At 56.2% G+C, this 17,168-nt stretch carries 10 protein-coding genes; 4 read left to right on the top strand and 6 right to left on the bottom strand.

Annotation, left to right across the window (positions count from 1 at the left end; genetic code table 11):
- Positions 1–232: 232 nt before the first annotated feature.
- Positions 233–1,033, bottom strand: a complete 801-nt coding sequence (locus TK42_RS00640; RefSeq protein ID WP_146097854.1) for a hypothetical protein — start codon at positions 1,031–1,033, stop codon at positions 233–235.
- Positions 1,034–1,271: 238 nt separating this feature from the next.
- Here TK42_RS00640 and TK42_RS00635 point away from each other — a divergent pair, with 238 nt between their 5' ends.
- The 3 genes from TK42_RS00635 to TK42_RS00625 all read left to right on the top strand — a co-directional run bounded on the left by TK42_RS00635 (position 1,272) and on the right by TK42_RS00625 (position 5,525).
- Complete coding sequence (locus tag TK42_RS00635) at positions 1,272–2,891, top strand: FMN-binding glutamate synthase family protein (protein WP_078820385.1); 1,620 nt, start codon at positions 1,272–1,274, stop codon at positions 2,889–2,891.
- 12 nt (positions 2,892–2,903) lie between these two features.
- Positions 2,904–3,188, top strand: coding sequence for a putative quinol monooxygenase (locus TK42_RS00630; RefSeq protein ID WP_032877566.1), 285 nt, complete (start codon positions 2,904–2,906; stop codon positions 3,186–3,188).
- Between the two features lie 78 nt (positions 3,189–3,266).
- Positions 3,267–5,525 (top strand): glycoside hydrolase family 3 N-terminal domain-containing protein, encoded by a 2,259-nt coding sequence (locus tag TK42_RS00625; protein ID WP_371920233.1) that lies wholly within the window; start codon positions 3,267–3,269, stop codon positions 5,523–5,525.
- Positions 5,526–5,561: 36 nt separating this feature from the next.
- Here the strand turns inward: TK42_RS00625 and TK42_RS00620 are convergent, their stop codons facing one another.
- The 3 genes from TK42_RS00620 to TK42_RS00610 are packed head-to-tail and all read right to left on the bottom strand — an operon-like array spanning position 5,562 to position 8,465.
- A complete protein-coding gene (locus tag TK42_RS00620) occupies positions 5,562–7,133 on the bottom strand; it encodes a glycosyltransferase family 39 protein (protein ID WP_158254337.1) in 1,572 nt (523 codons plus the stop codon).
- Positions 7,120–8,094 (bottom strand): glycosyltransferase family 2 protein, encoded by a 975-nt coding sequence (locus TK42_RS00615; protein ID WP_103733398.1) that lies wholly within the window; start codon positions 8,092–8,094, stop codon positions 7,120–7,122. Before TK42_RS00615 ends, TK42_RS00620 begins: the two co-directional genes overlap by 14 nt.
- Complete coding sequence (locus TK42_RS00610; RefSeq protein ID WP_103733397.1) at positions 8,091–8,465, bottom strand: GtrA family protein; 375 nt, start codon at positions 8,463–8,465, stop codon at positions 8,091–8,093. The genes TK42_RS00615 and TK42_RS00610 overlap by 4 nt, the downstream gene beginning before the upstream one ends.
- A 222-nt stretch (positions 8,466–8,687) precedes the next feature.
- On the opposite strand from TK42_RS00610, the gene TK42_RS00605 reads away from it, so the two are divergent.
- Entirely contained in the window at positions 8,688–9,827 is a 1,140-nt protein-coding gene (locus TK42_RS00605; RefSeq protein ID WP_032877573.1) for an OpgC domain-containing protein, read from the top strand.
- A gap of 54 nt (positions 9,828–9,881) precedes the next feature.
- Here TK42_RS00605 and TK42_RS00600 read toward each other — a convergent pair whose 3' ends face one another.
- Both TK42_RS00600 and TK42_RS00595 read right to left on the bottom strand, forming a co-directional pair.
- Complete coding sequence (locus TK42_RS00600; RefSeq protein WP_103733396.1) at positions 9,882–15,056, bottom strand: dermonecrotic toxin domain-containing protein; 5,175 nt, start codon at positions 15,054–15,056, stop codon at positions 9,882–9,884.
- 85 nt (positions 15,057–15,141) lie between these two features.
- Positions 15,142–17,166 carry a M3 family metallopeptidase gene (locus TK42_RS00595; RefSeq protein WP_103733395.1) on the bottom strand — a complete coding sequence of 675 codons (2,025 nt, stop codon included), beginning with the start codon at positions 17,164–17,166 and terminating at the stop codon, positions 15,142–15,144.
- Positions 17,167–17,168: the final 2 nt, after the last annotated feature.

Raw genomic sequence — 17,168 nt, 5'->3', positions numbered from 1 at the left:
ATTAGACATGTTATACAGTAACACTAAAAACACCTACAAACGAGAACCGATTGCAATAATACCAGCAGGAAAAGTTCTAGCCGTTTCCTGGAGGTCCCTTTCCAGGAAATCGAGCTAATCCATGATTGAGCTCATCGGTTCAAACCAATCCGACTCAACTGCCGGTCGCCCCGAGTTTTGACTTAACCAAATCAGGCGTGGCTTCGTTGTGCTTCACTGCGTTGACATAGCCTTAAACGACCCCCACCAAATTCCCCCTCGCAGCACTGAAAAGTGCCTGGTCAAAACCATCAGCCCGAGTTTTATCGAACCCCTTCTTGGCCCCCTTCACAGCCTCCGCCAACCCCGCATTTGAGTCGCTGATGCCCAGGAGAATATTGCTCAGCCCCGGGATAAACCAGGTTCTCTTGCCGATCTTACCGGAAACATGCTGCAGGTTATCTTTGTTGGCGCCGCCCTGGGTGACATGGCGGTCGTTGGTACTGTCCAAGCGGTGATGGTGCCGTAGGGCTGAATAACCTTGCTCCGTAAAGTCCTTCCACATGCCTGCCGGCGTGCCGTGCCGCGCATCACCGCTACGGGTGATGCCTTCAAGGTCGCCATTGTCATGGGCTTTGCCTCGGTGTTCGCCTGTAGTCGATAAAGACGTATCGATATAGTTAAGCACCCGCGCAGCGTTGAATGCGGCATCCGCTCGTGACTCAGGGTCTTTATTGTTGCTCGTCCAATCACCCAGAAGTTTGTAAGCCAATGGACGATTAATATCTTTTTGATGGCCGAGGTTTTTGAGGATCGGATTGTCGTTGATGATTTCGTCCGCAGTGCGGGTATCACCCGGTGGACGGCCAGTGGAGATTTCCGGCTTGCGACTCACATTCCGCTCAGGTTTCTCGATACCTTCCATTCGTTGATGTTCTTGGGCGACTTGCTCTCGTTGGGAGCCGGTTAATTGGCTTTTATCCCAGTTGGGAATGATCGGGATATAAATCGAGGCATGATGAGTATTGTTCGATGCCGATATCGATATAGACATAGGTAAGTCTCTCGCTCTGTTGTTATACATTCCTTCTGATTAACAGCGTCCTTAGTCTTACATTCGATGAATGGTGATTGGGCAGTCATAAGTTCCTCTATGAGGCTGATAGCTTTTTTTGTCTGGACTGATGCATAGACGCACAAATACGCGACTGAGCGATCAATCCTTGTCCGTGCTTAATCCAGAGGTGCAGAATGGGTGATCGACCTGAAGAGTCCGAACCCAAGGAAACCGTATGAGCCTGTCCTTGTTAAGCCGCTACGCCTTCTTTGCTGTGTGCGTCATTTTCACCCTCGCCAGCCTGCCCTTTATCGAACACGAATGGTTGTGGCCCATTACTCTGGTCACCGGCATCCTCAGCCTGATCGGCATTTTCGACCTGCTGCAAAGCCCCCACGCGGTGCGCCGCAACTACCCGATCCTGGGCAATATCCGTTACCTGGTGGAAGGCATCCGCCCGGAAATCCGCCAATACCTGCTCGAATCCGACAGCGACGCCCTGCCCTTCTCTCGGGCCCAGCGTTCGCTGGTGTATTCGCGCGCCAAGAACGAAACCGCAGACAAGCCCTTCGGCACCTTGATCGATGTATACCAGTCGGGCTTCGAATTTATCGGCCACTCCATGCGCCCGGCACCGTTGAGCGACCCCAGCGCATTTCGCGTGATGGTCGGCGGCCCGCAGTGCACACAACCGTACTCGGCGTCGGTGTTCAACATCTCGGCCATGAGCTTCGGCTCGCTGAGCGCCAACGCAATTCGCGCGCTCAACCAAGGCGCCAAGCTCGGCAACTTTGCCCACGACACCGGTGAAGGCAGCATCAGCCCCTACCACCGTGAAAACGGTGGCGACCTGACCTGGGAACTGGGCAGCGGCTACTTCGGCTGCCGCACCAGCGACGGCCGTTTCGACCCGGAGCGCTTCGCCACGCAGGCGCAAAACCCGCAGGTGCGCATGATTGAAATCAAGATGAGCCAGGGTGCCAAGCCCGGCCATGGCGGGATCCTGCCCAAGCACAAGGTCACCCAGGAAATCGCCGACACCCGCGGCATCATGATGGGCGAAGACTGCATCTCGCCGTCACGCCACAGTGCGTTTTCCACGCCCATCGAACTGATGCACTTCATCGCCCAATTGCGTGAACTGTCCGGCGGCAAACCCGTGGGTTTCAAGTTCTGTCTGGGCCACCCGTGGGAATTCATGGGCATCGCCAAGGCCATGCTCGAAACCGGCATCCTCCCCGACTTTATCGTGGTCGATGGCAAGGAAGGTGGCACCGGCGCAGCCCCCGTGGAGTTCACCGACCATATCGGCGTGCCGCTGCGTGAGGGTTTGCTGTTTGTGCACAACACCCTGGTGGGCCTGAACCTGCGCGACAAAATCAAACTCGGCGCCAGCGGCAAGATTGTCAGTGCGTTCGATATTGCCAGCGTCCTGGCCATCGGCGCCGACTGGGCCAACTCGGCACGTGGCTTCATGTTCGCCATTGGCTGCATCCAGTCCCAGTCATGCCACACCAACAAATGCCCGACCGGCGTGGCCACGCAAGACCCACTGCGCCAACGTGCCTTGGTCGTGCCGGACAAGGCCCAGCGTGTGTTCAACTTCCACCGCAACACGCTGCACGCCCTGGCCGAAATGCTTGCCGCCGCGGGCCTGGATCATCCGTCGCAGTTGTCGGCCAAGCACTTGGTGCGACGCATGTCGGCAACAGAGATCAAACTGTTCTCGCAGCTGCATGTGTTCTTGAAGCCCGGCGAATTGCTCACGGGAGACGTGAACGGCGAGTTCTATTCGCGCATGTGGCAGATGGCGCGAGCAGACAGTTTTGAGCCCCATGAAACCGCTGCTGCCTGAAGGACGCCTACCATGTTGAAAGTCATCGCTGAAGACTTTATCAAGCCCGAGCACCTGGAAACCGTGCGCCCGTGGTACGCCGAACTGGTGGAAAAAACCCGCCAGGAACCGCTGTGCGTTGCCTACGATCTGTTTGTCGATCAAAAAGACCCAGGGCATTTTATCTTTATCGAACAATGGCCTGATCAGGCGGCGCTGGATGCGCACTGCCAGACCGAGCACTTCAAACGGTTGGTGCCGCAGATCAACGCGTATCAGGCCAAGCCGTGCCGGGTTTTGCTGATGGCCCCTGTCTGAAAACAGCCCCGCACTGTCAACTCTGACAGTAGATGATCCTGCTCGGATGCAAAATACTTGAAGGCATACACCCTGCCCATGGACGGCGCAACCATGCCTTTAAGTTTAGCCTCATTACTACTCGTCTCCCTCCCGCTAGTGGCCGTAGCCCAGAATGATCCGGTCGAGGACCTACTAGCGAAAATGAGCCTTGAAGAAAAAATCGGCCAGCTCAGCCAACTCAGTATCCAGAGCACGCCTACCGGCCCCGTCATTGATCAAGGCGAACAGACGCAGATGCCAGTGGCCCTCGTGGGCTCGGTACTGGGGGCCAGCAGCGCGCAAGCTACCCGTCAGTTGCAGGAGCAGGTGGTTAACGGTTCCCGGCTGCATATCCCCTTGTTATTCGCTTATGACGTCGTGCACGGTTTTCGTACAGTGTTCCCGGTCCCCCTGGCGCTAGCCTCAGCCTGGGACCCGGACTTGGCCCAACGAACCGCTCGCGTGGCGGCCGTTGAGGCCACCGCCAGTGGCGTGCATTGGACCTTTGCGCCCATGGTCGATATTAGCCGTGACCCGCGTTGGGGCCGCGTGGTGGAAGGTGCTGGCGAAGATCCGTTCCTTGGCTCTGCATTGGCCGCCGCACTTGTGCACGGGTTCCAGGGTGCAGGTGCACCTGACATCTCATCCATGCTCGCTACGGCAAAACACTTTGTCGCCTACGGGGCTGCCGAAGGCGGTCGAGACTACAACGTCACCGATCTGTCGGAGCGGACACTGAGAGAGGTTTACTTGCCTCCCTTCCAGGCAGCCGTCGCGGCCGGGGTCGATGCAATCATGCCGTCGTTCAACGAGCTGGCCGGCGTTCCCATGCACAGCCATACCGCCCTGCTGACCGGTCTGTTGCGCAAGCAGTGGGGGTTCGCCGGCTTGCTGGTCAGTGATTTCAATGCTGTCTGGGAACTGGGGCCACAAGGTATCGCCGGCACGCCAGCCGACACCGCACGACTAGCGTTCAATGCCGGGGTGGATATCGAGATGGCCAGTCAATCCTATCGCCTGCACCTGCCGACACTGGTGCGCAACGGCCAGGTGTCGCGTAAAAACCTGGATGACGCTGTGCGTCGCGTCCTCAAAGCCAAGCAGCGTCTGGGACTGTTCGATGATCCCTACCGGTACAGCGACGAAGCCCGCGAGCAGGCCAGCCAGCTAACGCCACAGCACCGTGCCCTGGCTCGAGAATCGGCACAGAAATCTATCGTCTTACTAAAAAACAACGACGCGCTGCTGCCGCTCTCCAAACAACCGGGCAAGGTCCTGGTGGTCGGCAGCCTCGCTTCGGACGCCAGCGCCACCATCGGCCCTTGGGCCGGGGCTGCCAACCCCGAAGACTCCGTCACGGTCTTGCAAGGCCTGCGCAATGCGGTAGCCCCTGGCACCGAGATTACTTACCTGCCCGGCGCTTCGCCCGTCAGCCCGCACCTCCAGGACATCACGCGGGTCGAAACAATCGCGCGTGACAGCGACCTGATAATCGCCGTACTCGGAGAAACCGCAGAACAGAGCGGCGAAGCCCATAGCCGCGCCGAACTCGGTCTACCGGGCGGGCAAAATGCGCTACTAAACTCATTACTGGACACAGGGAAACCCTTGGTCATCGTCCTCATGAACGGCCGCCCCCTAGTGCTCGATGCTTCAGTGCAACAAGCCCATGCATTGCTCGAAACCTGGTTTTTGGGCAGCGAAACCGGAAATGCCGTGGCCGATGTGCTGTTTGGTGACGTCAACCCCAGCGGCAAGCTGCCAATGACCTTCCCTCGCCATGTGGGGCAGATACCCATTTACTACGCGCATAAAAATACAGGCCGCCCACCCAGCGGTGATGGCAGTTACGCATCCGCCTATATCGATGTGCCCTGGACACCGCTCTATCCATTTGGCTTCGGCCTGAGCTACACCTCGTTCAGCTACTCCTCCCCTCGCCTTAGTCACACTCGACTGGCGTCCACACAAACGCTGGGGGTTGAGGTCACCGTCACCGGCAAACGGGCAGGCGATGAAATCGTCCAGTTATACCTGCGCGATGACGTTGCCAGCGTCACCCGCCCAGTGCGCCGACTACGGGGTTTTCGCAAAATTCATTTGGCACCGGGCGAAAGTCGCAGCGTCAGTTTCTCCCTGGGCCAACAGGACTTTGCCTTGCTCGACGAGCATTTTTCACCGAAGGTCGAAGCTGGCGGTTTTACCGTCTTCGTCGGGCCGGATTCGACTACTGCCAACCAGGCGAATTTTGAGGTGAGCGATACGCGTCAGTTGCCTATCCGAGGCCAATCAGTCCCACCGGCGGAGCCAAACTGAATATGCCCACAGGTTGTTTCCTTACCCTCTCATCACTCACCGACAGCGCTCTTGGGACTGTGCTTGCTCGCCACTACAAATCACATAGAGAGCAAGCACATTATCTCCGGCAGCCTTACTCCAGAGGAGGCGCCAATCTGCAGGAATACGAGCTGCATCTGATTCAAATGCATGGTCAAAAGCCAACCACCATACTCGTTGCGCGCTCTTCAATGTTTGCAGGTTATCGAGATAAATTTCATCACTAAACTTCATTAAGGGCGCGTGAAAATCATTAAAGCCAGGACGGCCTGAGCGACCTTCCTTGAGCGGTGGCGTGTAAAACAGTACCGTTACTGACTTCCCGCTATAATATTCAGCGGCATAAAACAGGTAGACATCGCTTGCGACTAAGATGTCACCAGCGGCGACACCACTATTAAAATCTGCCATTAGTTCAGCTACCCTATTATCCGCCACACGCGAGGGGTTATTCATCGTATGAAAACCATTATAATTATTCCTCAACCCTGCAATTTCCAAACAAACACACATCCCTAAAACCACAGAAAAGACTAATTTATTTTTTATTCCCACTAGAGCAATAGCGATAACCATCGGCAACATCAGCGCAGCAAAAAACAGGTAGCGCTCAACAAATAGTGGGGTCCACAAAGATATTCCAATTGCCCCCAACAAGGTCGAAAACAGACATAGCACCATCAATAGACCAAATTTATGATGACTGCTATCCCCTCGCACGACCACTCCCCCCAAAAAAACTATGATTATCGGCAACAACCAATAAACTAATGAACTATACGTCAACCCATCATTCAGGGTGATAAATCGCCAGAACGCAGACGGCAGACTATAAACCGTCACCGGTTGAATCCAGCCCAGCGTTCCCTTGGCGATATGTTTCGTTAATGAGGGTACCCACGGCATGTAAAGCAATACGATCGCTATATTCGCCATCCACCAATCGAGGCGAAAAACGTAGCGCTGTCCTCCAAAAATACGGCAGCGTACTAGAAGGAGATATAACCAGTGGGACCCGACACAAAATATGGAAAAATAATGAGTATAAAATGCGGCCACTACGGCCAATACATAAACAATCAAATAACGTGCTCGCTCTGGATTACGCACCCAGTAAACCAAGGCCAGCGTGGCACTCGTCAGCTCCACGCCCAACAGACTATACATCCGGACGTCCTGACTATAACGTACAGCTATTGGCAAAAGTGCTAATAACAAACCGGCAACAATTGCGGCTCGCCCATTAGAAACCAAGCGCACCAACCAGATCCCCAACGCTACATTCAAGACCCCTAATGAAGCACTTAGACCACGCATCCAGACCAACTCATCCCCCCCCACCAACATGATCCATCCATGCAAGATCAAATGATAAAGTGGCGGATGAACGTCAAATCCGCTCAACAACCAAATATCCGACAACGAGCATGTAGCCAAAATCAAGCTAAACCCTTCATCTGACCAAATAGAGGCGTCCGTAAGATGATAAAACCGAACCAACCCAGCGACACACAGAACCGTAAACAGAAGCAATGCCCTGTACGTTATATTGCCTACATATTGCACACTCGCACTAGCGGATTTCATGGTTCCTTTCCCGTTGCACTGACGCATCCTGAAAGTTCAAACTGCGCACGGTATTTTTGACCACATACCGCGGCCGATGCTTCGCCTCTATATAAATCCGCCCTATATATTCCCCCAATATCCCAATCCCAATCAGTTGCACCCCGCCCAAAAACAAAATCGCAGTCATCAACGACGGATACCCCGGCACGTCATTGCCAAACAACACCTTGTCCACAATCAAAAACCCGGCATACACCATCGCCAATAACGAAATTGCGCCGCCGATATAACTCCACAACCGCAACGGCAAGGTACTGAACGAGGTAATCCCGTCCAGCGCCAGGTTCCACAGTTTCCAGCCGTTGAACTTGCTCTGCCCCGCAGCTCTGGGAGCACGATCGTATTCAACGATGGCCACCGTGAACCCCGCCCACGACAGCACGCCTTTCATGAACAGTTGCTGTTCCGGCAGCGCCTTGATCACGTCCACGACCTTGCGGTCCATCAACCGGAAGTCACCGACGTTTTCTTCGATATGGGTATAGGCGATAAGGTTGAGCAAACGGTAGAACAGCGACGCGGCGTTACGCTTGAGGTAACCGTCGCTGGAGCGGTCGCGCCGTTTGGCCAGCACCATATCGGCGCCCTGCTGCCACTCGGCGATCAGCCGTGGGACGACGTCCACCGGGTCCTGCAGGTCCACATCCATCGGTACCACCGCGTCGCCCGTGGCGTATTCCAGCCCGGCGAACAAGGCAGCTTCCTTACCGAAATTGCGTGAGAAGTTGATCAGCATCACGTCGTGATCAACCAACGCCAGCGTCTCGGCGGCTTCGGCAGTACCGTCGGTGCTGCCATCGTTGATAAATACGATTTCAACGGTGTGGGCCTGCAACGACGGTTCTTGCCGAACCGCACGGTAGAAATCGGCCACCGTCTGTTCCTCGTTGAACACCGGTACCACCAACGAGATCTTCATTGGCCACGCTCGCGAAACACCACCCACCGTGACAGCAGAAAACCGCACAGCAAGCTGACCAGTGAAAACACCAGCACAGTGATAAGCCCTGGCATGTGCAGATGATCACCCAACCAACCTACCCCCAGGCTTAGCACTCCCATGCACGTCATGAACAGCAGGTAGCGGCCCAGGGAAACCGGCATGTCAAAGGTGAACAAGGCATTCACATAAAACGAGAAGGATGCCGCCACACAGAATGCCAGAAGATTGCTCAGCGCCTGGCTGAACTCAAACCCTGCCCGCAGCATAAAAAACAACTGCCAATGGATCACCGTATTGGCGACACCGATCACTGTGTAACGAGTGAAACCTTTCCATAGCCGGGCCATACCGTCGTCCTTTGCGGTTGCGTGTTAGCAAGCCACGGCGCGCCTTTTGCGTCTACTGTCAAGGTTGACAGGTGCCCTTATCTACAACTGAGACATTCAGTAATATCCAACCTTTGCAATTGCTTACAAATACCGCCAACCTGCGCCCGCTCGACGTGCCGCGTACGACAACGCGCGCGCTCACCTATCGTCATTCAACTACTTGTTCAAGAGCCCGCTGCCATGCTGAACGGACGCGACCCGCGCATCGATTTTTTTCGGGGCCTGGCGTTGATCTTCATTTTCTGGGATCACGTCCCCCACAACCCTCTTGGCCTGATCACTCTGCGCAACTTCGGCTTCAGCGACGCGGCGGAGGTCTTCGTGTTTCTCGCCGGGTTCGCCTCGGTGCTGGCCTACGGCAAGGTCATGCAGCGAGAAGGTTATTGGATGGCCTGCCTGAAAATCCTGCGCCGCACCTGGGTGTTGTATGTGGTGCATATTTTCCTGCTGGCCATGCTGATGGGTATCGTGTTCTTCGCCAACAACCATGTAGAAACCCGCGACCTGGTGGCGGAGATGGGCCTGACGCACTTCGTCACCCACCCGCAACAGGCACTGACCGACGAACTGCTGTTGCGCTTCAAGCCCAACCTGATGGATCCGTTGCCGTTGTACATCGTCTTGCTGGCTGGTTTGTCCGTGGTGCTGCCGCTGATGGTGCGCGCGCCCTGGGCCGTGGTGAGTGTCTCGCTGGTGGTATACCTGATGGCGCCGTGGATGGGCTGGAACCTGCGCGCCATTGCCGATGGCGTGTGGTATTTCAACCCTGTTACCTGGCAATTGCTGTTTGTGCTGGGGGGCGCCGCGGCGATTTACAGCCAGCGGCCCAGCGCGCCCGAGACACGCCCCTTACAGCGCCAGCCGCTGTTCGTCGCGGCGGCGCTGTATGTGGTGGTAGCCGGCGTGATCACGCTGTCGTGGCTCTGGCCTGAAATCCATGATGCGGTGATGCCCACCACGCTCAGCAACCTGCTGTACCCCATCAGCAAGACCAACCTGTCACCGGTGCGTCTCGTGCACTTTCTGGCGCTGGCCTATGTCACCGCCAAGCTGTTACCAAACCCGCAATGGACGCAAAACCGTCTGGCTGAACGGATTTGCCAGATGGGCCGTTATTCCCTGGAAGTGTTCTGCCTGGGCGTGGTGCTGGCGCCACTGGCGGACATGCTCAATGCCCAGGCGGATGACGCCGTGTTCATTCAACTACTCACCGCCTTGCTCGGCGTGGTGCTGATGTCAGCCCTCGCGGCCTGGATGGAGTTCAACAAACACCTCAACCAGACGCCACGGCCCTTGAAGCGAGACAAGCCAAATAGTTAATGCCCGCCTCGCTGCGCAGGAGCAAACGGCCCGGGCGATGACCTGACGTTTTAGTCATAAGCCAACAGGTTTCTCTTTTCGACGCCCCAATTGTGCAATCAGGTAGGCGACGGAGTCGGCGTTGTTAAGTACCGTAAGGATGCGTTTAAGCGGATCGGTACGGAAAACTCGCCGGGCATCGACGAGGGTCTGGGTGCCTGTGACGCTGAGCAGCCTGTCAAGCACATGCTGTGTTGACGTGCCCTGGGTAGGGTCTGATTTGAGGCCGGTTGCAACATCGACAACCTGGAACAACTCATGGGTCGGAGTATTGAGCGACAGTCTTGAAATATGGCGCTTTTCCAGGGCTGCTTTTGTGTTACTGCCCTCAGGGGTTTGCGGATCAATCAGGTCCTCAAACGGATGGCCTGAATGCACGTAAGCCAAGTCCAACGTCGCACAGACATGATGAGTGACTTCGTGAATGAGGGTGGTCGCACGGGCGTGGGCGCTGACATAGAACGGCTTGGTCAACAAATGACTGTATTTCAGACCCGGGTTGAAAAACGTCTCGGTCAAGTACACCAGTTGAAGGGGGTCGGGGACAATCGTAAAGGCCATCAACGTGTGTCCACCCTGAGGAGCCGGCAACCGCGATCGGCCAATGACAAATCGCGTTGAGTCCGAGGAGGTCAGTGAGGGCTCCATCAACGCAGTGCAGACCGTATCGACGATCTCCTGAATTTTTTCAAGGTGTTCGACCTCGAGCGTCTGCAAGCCGAAAAACGTTTTGATCTGCTTGACCAGCTCAGGGGCAGCAAGGGGAGTTTGTGTGATCAGGCGCAAATTTTCCTGGGCGTTCTTTGCATAAAACGTCGCCAAGGCAAGTGCATCGATGATAAGCCAGGATTCCCGAGCGTAAAGCGCTCGTATCTCGCGCATCCCGCTGGCCAATACATTCATACTCGAGCGCGCAAATGGCTCGGAGTAGAAGCGATTAAGCAATCGCGCAATTGTCCGTCGCCCCGTCAGCACTGGGCCAGCGCTACTGAGCATCCACTGTTGTCGAGGGTTGCGCTGTACCTCAGGACCGACTTCGCCATCACCGATGATGCGCCAACCCTGGCCATGCTTGATGACTTCGAACACCTTCCCTGCCACCGCCGCGTAGTAATGGTTGGAGGTCGATCGATAAAGGTTGAGTGAGGTGTCTTTGATCAGGCTGGCCAAGCTCGGCTCAAGGACTTCGAAACGCTGGAGCCGGGTGCGGGAAGCAGCGGTAATGTCCAGCGCGGGCCAGGACACCACAGAGGTCGCAGGTGTGGAAGGCGGCGGGATTGGCTCGGGTGCCGGGGGCATGCCGCCCTCTGATACGGGAGGCATGGAATCGCTCAAACCGGCCAGCGCGGCGACACCTCCGATGAAATGACCCAGTGCCTCATGCCATTGGTGGCTTTGCAGCTCCTCGGCAGAAGCCTTGAACAGTTTATAGCTCTGCCAGACCACCAGGGGGTAGGCCAGTTTGCCGGCAAAAAATACAGTGGCCGCCTGCACGCCCTCAGAGAACACGGCCTTGGCCGTATCCCAGGCAGTGCCTGCATCAGCGGCTTTTTGGCAGCCCAACAGCGTTGTCAGCAGCTCGACATTGTCGGTGAACAGCTGTTTGAACAGCGGCGTGTTGATGGGGTTGCTTGCCAGCTGCAGGGTGGTGCTGGCCAGGGGTTGCTCCAGTGCGCTTGTCAGTGCCGCTTGGTCAACGGTCGAGACCCCCAGCCGAACCCATCGCTGTAAGGCGCCGGCGGCTGTCAACTCAGCACGGAGTGCGGCCTCAACGGTATATTCCTTGAGGGTGTAGCCTGGACTATAGGGGGCATAAAGGATTTGAGGCCCCTCGTCACCGGAGGCGGAGCCGATCAAATAAGCCCCGGGAATCTTGATGGTTTTCTTCCCGTCATCCACCAGCAGTTCCAGAGGGCGGATCATGGCGTTGGCATTCACTACTGTCGCACGGGCGATCGCATCGGGCATATCCATGATCTGTTGAATGAGCCCGAAGGCCGTTGGTGAAAGCTGGTCTTGCAACCTCATGCCGTGAGCGTATTGCATCAATTGCCACGGCAGTTGCTTGGCGAATCGCGTATAGCGTTGCTCGAAGCCCGGGCTGGCAGGGCCCAGGAAGGACTTGATGTATGTTTGGTAAGCCACGTTGATGTTCAACGCCTGTATCCGCGTTTTCAGCGTCTGCGCATCCAGGGTGGATGGCAACGGCGTTGTACCGGTGCTGGCGAAGAGGGGCACCTCATCCTTCCAGTACGACTGATGACTCAAGGCATAGTCCAGCAGCGACTGGTTGCGGGCAGGTGTACTGCCCTGCGCCGGTAGCCCGACTTCGACTTCATCAGGTGTGACGCTGTCCTGAACGTCAAGGTCCTTGAGTAACGTGCTGAGTTTCTTGAGCGTGAACTGAGCCAGTGAGTCGACCCCGTGCAGGTAATCCCGATGGTCGGTGACGTTGTTTCGATACTGCTCCAGCAATTCGACGTACAGCTGTTGATCCACAGCATGGGCTTTGCCCAACCATTGCAAACCCTGTTGCTGGATCATGGCCTGGACCATGTCCTTGGCACGCTGCACGTTGGTGGGCGCCAGGCTTTGTGTGGCTTGAACCTGCCAGAGCTTACGCAACTGATCGACCGATAGCTGCATGGACAGGATTTGCGCCAGTTCACGGTCTTTTTGTTGAGCGTAGGTTCGTTGCAAGTGCTCAACGAGGTTGTCTTCGATCAGTTCAAGGGAACTGAATGCATAGCTCGGTTGTGCCTCCCAGTCCGGTGGCGCCAGGTTCGCCAGGAAAGCCTGTCGCTCGTTCGGGATTGCCAGGCGTCGATCCATCTCTGCTTTGAAGTCCTTCAATGAGCAGAAGCTTTCCAGGCCCAACGCGGGCGTCCACAGCAGCGTGCGGCCCGAATATCGAAGATCAAGCCCGCCGCGCTCGGTCAGCACGAAACAGTTATTGAGTACCAGCGGGGTATTCTGCCCAGTCGGTACGACCTGCAAAGAAAACGCATCAGGGCGGAACCCATTGACGCCAGGGCGTAAGTCTCTGGCGTAAATACCTAACACGGTCAAAAGCACTTCGTAGTCGAGGGGCAATAAAGCGTTGTTCCAAAGCCTGACTTGCACTTCCCCTGTCAAGCCCATCTCCATTGCCTTTCTCAGCAAGGGCTGCATGTTGGGGGACACGCTGTGGGTTCTACGCAGGTACTGTTTAAACCCACCGACTGCACTGTTGATCAGCGTATTGAACGTAGCGGCGTCCATACCTGAGACCTTGGTGGCGGGTTTGCCAGGAGGGGTTGAATAGACGTGAGTGTTAAGCGGATCGATGAGTGGACCCACTTCGCCACATAAGCGCGCCAGAAAATAGTCGACCATACTGCTCGATGAGAGCAGTTGAGGTTTGTCAGTGCCATTTGAAGGGTTGCTGTATTGGCGTACCGAGAGGCACGCGGCCTGCAACTCTTGCTGCTTGATAGCGTACAGTTTGGTATTGAGATAGGTGATAACGGAACGCTCCAGCGAGGGGCGAAACGATAGGTGTTGTTCGATTTCGGCAGTGACGTTTTCGAGTAAATGCACCGTTGTGCGCATTGCAGCAAGCGTTGGTGGAATCCTGGGTTCAGTCACCGTCGCCGTCCAGGTCTCTGTCAACTGGGTACTCCAACGCCCCATGGGTTCGAAGGTCAGTAATGTTGGATCAATCATTCCACGTACATCCAGCACATGATCAACCAGGGCATCGAGGTCCATCGTGCCCTGGCTCAGGCGATACTGATCGAGGGCGTATTCAAGGTTGCGACCTTGTTTTTCAATGATGCCCTCCATGATGCGTTGGAAAATACCCCCGGTGATGGGGCCTTTGGTGACTTCGCAGGCCAGCAGGTCGACTTCGTTATAGCGTTCCGGCCTGGACAGATGCTTTCTCCAGGCATCGGCATGCTGCCGGGGGTTGAGACTATCGAGAAGGTGGGTTTTCAGGGCGCTCAGATCGGTAAACGATCGCAGGCCCTGGAGGGGGGTATAGAGCAGCCAGGGCGAGCCATTGTCGCTTTTGTTACTACTGATGATAAGTGTGCCTGCCAGCTCGGCGGGGGTCTGTCCGGGCTCACTCAGCAGTGCCTTTTCAACATCGATCGCAGGAGCAAGCGTTGTCGCAGGCAGCGCAGCCTTGAGCGGCAAGGCCTGTAGTTGCAGACGCTGCTCAACCGTAATCGTAGTTTGCTGTTGTTGCTCCAGCGCCACCGTGAAAAAGGCATTGGCCATGGCGTTGGTAAAAAGTTGTAGCCGTGAGAACCCAGCGGCGGCCGGCAGCGTCCAAAATGTCTTGGGCTGTTGCTTCATATATGCTTTCAAGCCCTGGGCCAATCCCTGGACTGATACGTCCCAACGCAACTGATCATCAGCTTCCTGAGTAGGCTGCTGGGGGTTGTGGTAGCGCCGGGTTTCACCCACAGGCCAGCCATTGGCGACAAAATACCTAAGGACAGTTTCGCTCAAGGAGCGGGTGGTCGTGTGTCGGGACGTTGGCGAATCAGAATTGCCTGATTCGCTGGATGCGTCGATGACATAACTCTGCACTTGGATTTGGCGCTGATCGCCCCCCGTAAAAGACTGCGCCAACTTAGAGGAAATGTATTCATCCAGCAGAGAAGTGAAACTGGGCAGCTTGAGCAGCTCCTCGCGCATCAAACGAGCATTTTCGAGCAGGTTATTGGAGAGGGTCGCATGTTGTGCTTCGAAGACAGCGCCAGCCACGGTATGTTCGGTAATCGTCAGGGTTGCAGTAGGCGTCAGGGTGACTTGCTGGGAGATGGAAAGGTAATCAAGCAACGCTTGGCGCTGCGACGAGTCTTTGAGCCACGACTTCAGTTGCGTCTTGAGGATTTCATGGCTTTCCAGCTTTTCCAGACCACGAGCGGGTGTATAGAGAACAACCCCGCCTTCTGGGGCGGGGCTCATGACGAATGCACCCGCCAATTCAATAGCCGGTTGACCAAGCACATTCAGTTGCAGGGTTTGGACGTGCATCGGCGCTTTGTGCGCCCGCCGCAAAGCATCGGTGGCCAGATAGACCGAGTCGAACCAGTCAAGGTCCTTGAGGGTAAAGTTGCGTGAGCGTTGGCGCTCGCTTAGCTGCGTGCGATCTGTTTGGGTTTCGCTGAAAAAATACGGTGGGGTGTCAGTGCTCATCGAGTGCTCTCCGTGCCGGATTGGCTGCTGAAGATCACTCTGGCGTTTCAAGTTTCAGCCGAGGGGCTACATATGCACCAGCGCTTCATGCCCCGGTGGAATGCCCGACACATCCCACGCCGTCCCCCCGAAAAAGCGCAAGTGCGCTCGACAGCGTACCGGTATCGCCCTCAGTAATGAACGCGTCTCGGAAGGCTTTCCCGGTCTCCGGGTTGAACAGGCCATCACGCTCAAACCGTTCAAAAGCCTGGCGGGCCAAGACACCAGACCACTTGTAGGAATACATCTTGGCCCCATAGCTACCCATCGGTTGTTCGAAACTGTTGATCGGGCGGGTGCCATCAGGCCACTGCAAATGCCCGATTTCACTGTTGGCATGGGTGAAAACCTCATGAGGTGTACGCCCGTCGCCGTAGGTACGGTGCAGCTCAAAGTCGACGAGACCCGTGAGCAAAATACTGGCGGTTTCCTGACTGGTCTGGGTGTGAGCAAATCGGCTCATTTGAGTGGCCATATCGTCAGGCAAGGGATCTCCTGTCTGGAAATGGCCGGATAGCCAGACCAGGAACGACGCAGTAAAGCAGAATTGCTCCAGCACCTGGCCGAAAAACTCCGTCGTATCATGGCCTAATTGGCCCATACCGGAAATCGCCCGGTAGGGGGCGGCGGTCAACAGGTGCTGCAGGCAGTGGCCGAATTCATGCAATAAGACCCTCAATTGCAAGTGATCCAGCAAGCAAGGCTGGGTCGCTGTCGGTCGCGGCAACTGGCTGCGCAGCACGGCTATAGGCCGTTGTGGACGCCCCTCGGCGGTCATCCGGTGATTGCGCAAACCTGAGGCGGCGCCAATCTCGCCGCCCGCCATGCGGCGATAAGGGTCAATGAACAAATACCCAATGGGCTCGGCGTACTCCCTGAGTTCGAATACCCGCACATCCGGGTGCCAGGTATCGACGGTGGTTTGTTCAATCAGCTCAACGCCGAACAGCGTTTTGGTGAACGCGCACAAGCGTTGCAGCACCGTTTCCAGTGGGAAGTATTTGCGCACGGCGTCTTGGGAGACACCCGCCACGTCCTGGCGAATCTTTTCCGCATAATAGTTGTAATCCCAGGGTTCGAGCGCATCGATTCCACGTTGCGCGGCATAGCGTTGCAGTTGTTGTGCCTCATGGGCAAATGTCGTGCGTGCCCGATCAATCTGCTGATAAAGAAATGCAGTGACCTCATCGGTCGTCTGCGCCATTTGCTCCACCAACGCCAGTTCGGCAAAGTTGTCATAGCCGAGCAATTGTGCTTTCTGGTGACGGCTGTCGAGCAACACTGTCAGAACCGGTTCATTGTCGGTGGCAATGTCGTCGCGACCGGTGCTCACGGCACGGCTGTAGTAAGCCACCATCATTTCCTGGCGCAAGGCTCGATGGTCGGCGTAGCTCATCACCTCCTGAAAGGACTGCTCGGAAAGGGTTAATAACCAGCCATCCAGGCCTGCGTCCCGAGCCGCAGCCTCCATGCGTGCCAGGGTCGCGCCAGGCAACCCACTGAGCATCGCCTTATCTTGAATGTGCTTACGCCATGCGTCGCCGGAGTCTTTCACACGCTGCAGGAACTCTTGGCTGAACTCCTCGATTTGCAGGTTCAACGTTTTGAGCCGTCGTTGATTCTCAGGCGAAAGATCAAGACCCGCCAACTGGTACTTGCGCAGTATTTTATGCAATGCACTGTGGCGCTGTTGATTGAAAAGGGCTGCGGGCGGGCTATCGGCAAGTTGTCGGTGAAGCTGGTACAGATCATTGTTCGCGGCCAGCTCGGCGCAATACTGCCTTGCAAGCTCATAACTGCGATGTGATGCCAGCTTCCATGTCGGCCCCTGGGGAACGGAGTCAAGCAACTCAATGATTTTGAGAAAGCCGTCCAGGCGTGCCTCCAGCTCTTCCACTGCTTGCACCAGGTCGTCCCACGTGGGGAATAACGACTGGCTGGCAATGATCGTGGCGGTGGTGTTGCGGCTATCAGCGATGATTTGCTCAATGGCGGGAACCAAGTGTTCTGCTCTGATGGCAGAGAACGGTGGCAAGTCGTAGGGCAGTAGCAGAGGGTTTCTTTCAGGCATGA

This window comes from Pseudomonas sp. GZJR-8, assembly GCF_002916705.1.
GTDB lineage: Bacteria > Pseudomonadota > Gammaproteobacteria > Pseudomonadales > Pseudomonadaceae > Aquipseudomonas > Aquipseudomonas synxantha_A.
This window is presented reverse-complemented; position numbering and strand designations above follow the sequence as displayed.